Here is a 6,576-nt window from a genome sequence, read left to right as displayed (position 1 = left end):
CTCCCGCTCCGCCAGCCGCTCGCGCAGAGCCTCCGTCCTGAATTCGGCGCTCTCGGCATCGGCGGCGGCGATCGCCGCGGTGGCGATGCGGGTGACCGCCTCCCAGCGCCGCTGTCGCGCGGCGGCGATCGTGTCCGCATCCCGCGTCGTCGCCCCGACCTTGCGGGTGATATGGGCGTCGCGCAGGCGGGCGGCCAGGGCGATCGACAGTCGCACGCCGCGGGCAAGCCGCTCCTGCATCAGCGCGAAATCGGCCTTCGGCGGCCCGGGCTGGAGCGCGGCCACGATCTGCTGCTGCTCGATCCGATGGGCGGTGCGGATGCCGATCTCGACCATTTCGGCCAACCGTCCCAGCACCCACACCGTGAACGCCCGGTCGGGATCGAGCGGGGCGTCGGGAGAGTCGTCGGGGAGGGTGCTGGCGGGTGAAATGCTCATGAACAAAAGAAGAACACGAGTCGGCCGCGCCGTCCAGTGTCCGGCGAGTATTATCCGCCGGTCAGCGCATGGTGCGGCCTTCGGCGTTGCCGGCCTTGGCGGCGTCCAGCACCTCGGGATAGGGGTAGTTCAGGCCCAGCAGCTGGCGCAGATCCGGGCTGGCCTGGTCGACGAAGGCCCGGGGCAGGGCGGCCGGCATATCCTCCATCGGCTTCACGAATTTCGGCAGATACTGGATCAGGATCGCCGAACGGTCCTGCCGCGACCGGTTCGGCATGGCGCAGTGCCAGACCGCGCCGAAGAACACTACCGTGTCGCCCGGCTCGCCCAGCATGCGGGCGCAGCGGTCGTAGAACCGGTCGGCCTCCGCGGGATAGCGCAGCTCTGCCTGCGTGCCCGGCACATAGGCGGTGGCGCCGGTCTCCTCGGTGAACGGGTCCAGCATGATCGTCGCCTGGGCGTTCAGCGGGAAGGTGGCGTTGATCCGCACCGGATGCGACTCCGGCTTGTGCAGATCCCAATAGGGATAGTCGATATGCGGCTCCTGGCCCGGCCCGCCGGGCAGGATGCGGTTGGCGGCGATCGAGCCCATGATGAACTCGCTGCCCAGGAAGGCGCGCATCACCGTCATCAGCGCCGGATGCGCCGCCATGCGCGAGAATACCTCGCCCTTGGCCAGCAGGTTCCACACCCGGCGCTGCAGGGCGATCTTGCCCTCCTGCTCCGCGGCGCCCTGGAAATGGGTGACCTTGGCGGCCGCCATCCCCTCGGATTCGCGCATCACCACCGCCCGGGCGGCCGCGATCTCCTCCGCCGTGAACAGCCCGCGCAGCACCACGGCGCCGGGGCCGGTCATCAGCTCGGCCACGATCGCCGCCGTATCCAGCGTGTCCGGGGTGTAGATCTTCATGCCATCCTCCCTGTCGGTGCCGCCACGGTACGCAAATTTGCAAGCGCTTGCAAATCGAGTCGGCAAGGGTAGGATCCGGCAGGGGCGGCGGCGATCCGCCCCACATGGGGAGGCCCGCATGGGGAGGATGGAATGACCGGGACTTTGCGCATCGGCCTGATCGGCGCCGGCTATATGGGCAAGGCGCACACCATCGGCTTCCAGATGGTCCGCACCGCCTTCGCCCCGGCGCTGACGCCGGTGCTGGAGATGATCTGCACCTCCACCGCCGCAGGCGCGGCCGAGCATGCCGCGGCCTGGGGCTGGAACCGGTCGACCGGGGATTGGCGGGCGCTGGTGGCCGACCCCGCGGTCGATGCCGTGGTGATCGCCACGCCGCCGCGCACCCATCTGGCGATGGCGACCGCGGCACTGGCGCTGGGCAAGCCGGTGTTCTGCGAGAAGCCGCTGGGCTGCGACCCCATCGAATCCAAGGCGATGGTCGACGCGGCGGCGGCGGCCGGCGTCGCCACCATGGTCGGCTTCAACTACATCCGCACCCCGGCCAGCCAGCTGGCCAAGCAGATCATCGATGCCGGCGAGATCGGCGACGTGATCCAGGTCACCGCCGAGCATGTCGAGGATTACCTGCACGACCCGCAGGCCCCGGCCTCCTGGCGCACCCGGATCGCAACGGGGACCGAGGCCGGCGCGCTGGGCGATGTGGCGCCGCACATCGTCAACGCCTGCCTGCGGCTGGTCGGGCCGATCGAATCGCTGGTGGCCGATCTCAACACCGTCCGGCCGATGCGGCCCGGCCCGCGGGGCGAGGAGCGGGTGGAGAATGACGACCAGGGCCAGATGCTGCTGCGCTTCGCCAATGGCGCGACGGGATCGCTGAGCTTCAGCCGCGTCGCCGCCGGCCGGAAGATGGGCTACACCTACCGCATCACCGGCACCCGCGGCGCCCTGGCCTTCGACCAGGAGAACCAGAACGAGCTGTGGCTGTATGATTCGGCCCGGCCGGCGGCGCGCCAGGGCTTCCAGCGGCTGCTGACCGGGCCGGCGCACCCCGACTATCTCGCCTTCAACCAGGGCGTCGGCCATGGCACCGGCTACAACGAGCAGATCGTGATCGAGGCGCGCGACTTCCTGCAGGCGGTGGCGACCGGCCAGCCGGTGTGGCCGACCTTCCGCGACGGCTGGGAGGTCGATCGCATCACCGCCGCCGCCCTGCGCTCGGCGCGGGAACGGGCCTGGGTGCGGATCGAGGAGGTCTGAGACCGTTAGCGTTGCCTCTCCCGTTTACGGGGGAGGCAACGCAATGTAGCCGTGATCTTTGTCGGGTCGCCGTATCCTGCCGACCTGACGACGCCCGCACCAGCCCGCTTAGTAGGAGATCGTCAGGTTCAGCCGCTTGATCAGCGTCGCCAGCTTGGCCGGGTCGTCGGGCTCGAACCTGTCCAGCTCGGCCGCCGTCAGCGGCGGCTTCGGCGCCACGGTCAGCCGGAACGGCCCGCGCGGCTGCGGCATCGCCTGGATGAAGCGTCCGAGCGCGGTGATGGAGTCCTTCGGCACGCCCGCGCCGGCCAGGAAGACCAACCCGGCCATGGCCTGGGTCTTGGCGGCGGCGATCGCACCCTCCGGATCGTCCTCGCTGTTCGGCAGGGCCGACAGCGCCGGCAGCAGGGCATAGAGCTCGATCATGCCCTGGTTGTCGAAGTCGACGGCCAGCGTGTTCAGCGACAGGCTGGCCGCGAGATCTTCGGAGGGCGGGGTGTGCGGATCGATCTTGTCCGGGTCGAGGCCGCCCAGGCTGGCGGTGACGGTCAGATGGCCGATCCGCTCGCCGCGGAAGGTGAAATCCTTGACGGTCAGGACATGGGTCTTGGCATCGAAGGCATAGTCCAGCGTGACCTCGACCGGCTTCTGCGTCAGCTTCATTTGATAGGCAGTGGCGGGCGGGAGCGCCGAGGGGGAGAAGTAGATCTCCTCCGCCCGGACAGCCAGGGTCAGCGGCAACTGTTCGGCGTCGAGCCGCTTGAAGTCGAGCCGGTCGATCGACAGCGATCCGACCGTCCAGCCCTGGAACTTGCTGACCCCGACCCGCAGGTTGGTGTAGCGGCAGCCGGTGTCGCCGACCGGCGTGACCGTGTCGACCACGGGGGCCTCGGGCGGGGCTTCCGCGATCATCGGGATCAGGTTCCGGCAGCGTTGTACCGGGTCGGTGGCCGCCGGGGCGGCCCAGGCCGCAGGGGCGAGGCTAGCGAGCGCTGCGGCGATCACGAGAGAGGGCAGGTGCTTCACGATCGCTCCTGTGCGTGCTGCGGAGGCCGAGGCGCCCGGGCTTGCGTTCAATAGGTGACGGTCAGGCCGAGATCCCGGATCAGCTCGGCCTCGGACTGGCCCGGCCGGCGTTCGTCGAGCAGCAGCGCGGGCACCGGGACGGGTGCTGCCGGATGGGCGCCCATGGTCAGCGGCCGCTTCGGCTGCGGCAGGTCCTGGATGAAGGCCGTCAGGGCTGCAGCCGAGGCGGCCGGCAGACCGTCGGTCGGTATGGCCTGGATCCAGGCCACGGCCATGGTCCTGGCCTGGGCGACCGCCTGCTCCGGATGGTCCATGCCGTCCGGCAGCGCGCCCAGGATCGGCAGCAGGGCGAAGCGTTCGATCAGGCCCTGGTTGTCCAGATACAGCGTGGCATCGCGCAGGCTCACGGCCGGCACGGTGGTCGGCCAGGGCGTGTGCAGCGGGTCGAGTAGCGTGGGGTCGACGTCGCCGATCTCGGCGGTCAGCGACAGGCGGCCGACCCGCTCGCCCGTCATGGTGAAATCCTTGAGCGTCAGCACCTGGCTGGCGCTGTCGAAGGCGTAGTCCAGGGCAATCGCGAAGGGCTTCTGGTTGACCTTGTTGTAGTAGCGGATCGGCCCGTTGCCGGGCTGCGGCGGCTGGGTGTAGGCGATGCCGTCCAGCCGGGCGGACAGGGTCAGCGGCGGCAGGCCGGCATAGGCCCTGTCGAAGTCGACCCGGTCGATCGTCAGGGTGCTGGCGGCCCAGGCCTTATACTTGTTCACCGTGATCAGCACGCCGGAATAGCGGCATCCGGTGTCGCCGATCGCGACCACCTTCTCGAAGGTCACGGCGTCGGCGGGCAGCTCCGGAAAGGCGTGGAACAACCCCTTGCAGCGGGCGGCCGGTTCGGCCGGCACGGTCGCGGCCTGGGCCGGGCCGGCCATCGCGGCCATCGCCAGCAGGACACCGGACAGGAGCTTCATCGGCCTCTCCCTCAAACGACGAAGGCCGGGACAGGGTCCCGGCCTTGGCCGCAAGATTGCAGAAGGATCAGTAGCTGACGGCGACGTTCAGGCTCTTCACCAGTTCGGTGAACTGCGGCTCGCCCGGCTTGGCCATCGCGAACTGCGCCAGCGCCACCGGCGCGGCCGGCTCGGCCGAGATCGTGATCGGGCCCTTCGGCGCCGGGAAATCCTGGGCGAAGGCCATCAGGCTCTTCACCGCCGCCTCAGGCACGCCGAAGGCGGAGAGCATCGCCATGCCCATGGTCGCCTGGCTCTTGCCCTGCTCGATCGCCGTCTTCGGGTCTTCGCCCTGGGCGGTTGCGAAGGCGATGACCTTGTCGATGATGCCCTTGTTCTCGAAATGCAGCTTGATGCTGCGCAGCTGCGCGGTGGCCAGCATCGCGCTCGGGTCGGCCGTCGTGGTGCTGTCGGTGGTGATGCCGTCGAAGGCGCCGGTCAGCGCGATCTCGCCCAGCGCGTCGCCGCTGACGGTGAAGTCGCTCAGGGTGAACATCTTGGTGGCGGGGTCGAGCGCGTAGTCGATCGAGACGTCGAAAGACTTGGCATCCGGGCCGAGGAAGGCCTGGGCCTCCGGGCTGTTGATCGCGACGCCCTTGAGTTCGGCCACCATCGTGTTCGACGGCTTGTTGTCATAGATGCTGGCGAAGTCGACCTTGTCGATCGTGACCTCGTCGATCGAGACGGTGTCGGTCTTGCCGGGCTCGGTCACCTTGACGTCAGTGAACTTGCAGCCGGTGTCGCCGATCGCGTCGATGCTGCCGATCTGCGCATCCTTCAGCGGCGAATCCGCTGAAATGGTGGTCAGGCCCTTGCAGCGCGCGACCGGGTCGGACGGGACCTCGGCGGCCAGGGCAGGGGCCGCGATCAGCGCCAGCAGCGCCACCGCCGTCGAAGTACGAAGCATGCTCATCTGTCTCTCCTCGCAAATTCGGGGCGGCAGCGGACCCCAAGGCCGAAATAGACCCGGGAAGGCGATCGCATATCCCCTTTCGACCGCCGCCCCCGGGGGTTATGTCCCCCAGGGCACCCAGCCATCGTCATATCGGTAAAATTAGGCTGAATTCGGGCCGGACGCCCGCTATTTCGCCATCAGTTTCTCAAGCCAGCGGATGTCGTAATCGCCGTTGATGAAGTCCGGCTCGGCGATCAGCTTGGCGTGCAGCGGCAGGGTCGTCTTCACCCCGTCGATGACATATTCCTCCAGTGCCCGGCGCAACCGCATCAGGCATTCGTTGCGGGTGCTGCCGCGCACGATCAGCTTGGCGATCAGGCTGTCGTAATGCGGCGGGATGCGATAGCCGTCATAGATTGCGCTGTCGACCCGCACGCCAAGCCCGCCCGGCGCATGGTAGCCGTCGATCCGGCCGGGGGAGGGGATGAAGGTCTCCGGGTCCTCGGCGTTGATCCGGCACTCGATGGCGTGGCCCTGGAACACGATGTCGTCCTGGGTGTAGCCGAGCGGGGCACCGGTGGCGACGCGGATCTGCTCGCGCACCAGATCGATGCCGGAGATCTCCTCGGTGATCGGGTGCTCGACCTGCAGCCGGGTGTTCATCTCGATGAAATAGAACTTCCCGTCCTGGTACAGGAATTCCATCGTGCCGACGCCGCGATAGCCGAGCTTGCGCGCGGTGTCCGCCGCCAGACCGCCGATGAAGGCACGCTCCTCGGCATTCAGGGCCGGGGACGGGGCCTCCTCGATCACCTTCTGGTGCCGGCGCTGGATCGAACAGTCGCGCTCGCCGAAATGCACGACATTGCCGTGACTGTCGGCCAGCAGCTGGATCTCGATGTGGCGCGGATGGTCGAGGTACTTCTCGACATAGACGCTGTCGTTGCCGAAGGCGGCACGGGCCTCGTTGCGGGCCATGCTGTAGGCCTCGGGCAGCTCGGCATCGGTCATCGCGACCTTCATGCCCTTGCCGCCGCCGCCCG

The 6,576-nt window shown here is 68.6% G+C and carries 7 protein-coding genes; 1 reads left to right on the top strand and 6 read right to left on the bottom strand.

Features of this window, described 5'->3' with window-relative positions:
• Positions 1 to 438: hypothetical protein (locus AC3XYG_RS08555; protein WP_489139395.1), on the bottom strand; the 438-nt coding region annotated here is incomplete at its 3' end.
• A gap of 61 nt (positions 439 to 499) precedes the next feature.
• Positions 500 to 1,348, bottom strand: a complete 849-nt coding sequence (locus tag AC3XYG_RS08550; protein WP_489139394.1) for a phytanoyl-CoA dioxygenase family protein — start codon at positions 1,346 to 1,348, stop codon at positions 500 to 502.
• Positions 1,349 to 1,480: 132 nt separating this feature from the next.
• Between AC3XYG_RS08550 and AC3XYG_RS08545 the strand changes: the two genes are divergently transcribed.
• Positions 1,481 to 2,608 (top strand): Gfo/Idh/MocA family protein, encoded by a 1,128-nt coding sequence (locus AC3XYG_RS08545; protein WP_489139393.1) that lies wholly within the window; start codon positions 1,481 to 1,483, stop codon positions 2,606 to 2,608.
• A gap of 108 nt (positions 2,609 to 2,716) precedes the next feature.
• Here AC3XYG_RS08545 and AC3XYG_RS08540 read toward each other — a convergent pair whose 3' ends face one another.
• From AC3XYG_RS08540 to AC3XYG_RS08525, 4 genes are all read right to left on the bottom strand, one after another.
• Complete coding sequence (locus tag AC3XYG_RS08540; protein ID WP_489139392.1) at positions 2,717 to 3,634, bottom strand: aq_1923 C-terminal domain; 918 nt, start codon at positions 3,632 to 3,634, stop codon at positions 2,717 to 2,719.
• 47 nt (positions 3,635 to 3,681) lie between these two features.
• Positions 3,682 to 4,599: an aq_1923 C-terminal domain gene (locus AC3XYG_RS08535; RefSeq protein WP_489139391.1), complete on the bottom strand. Its 918-nt coding sequence runs from the start codon at positions 4,597 to 4,599 to the stop codon at positions 3,682 to 3,684.
• A 67-nt stretch (positions 4,600 to 4,666) separates the two neighbouring features.
• Entirely contained in the window at positions 4,667 to 5,551 is an 885-nt protein-coding gene (locus tag AC3XYG_RS08530) for an aq_1923 C-terminal domain (protein WP_489139390.1), read from the bottom strand.
• A 168-nt stretch (positions 5,552 to 5,719) separates the two neighbouring features.
• The coding region (locus tag AC3XYG_RS08525) for an ATP-binding protein (RefSeq protein WP_489139389.1) at positions 5,720 to 6,576 on the bottom strand (857 nt) is incomplete at its 5' end.

This window comes from Inquilinus sp. (assembly GCF_057815775.1).
This window is presented reverse-complemented; position numbering and strand designations above follow the sequence as displayed.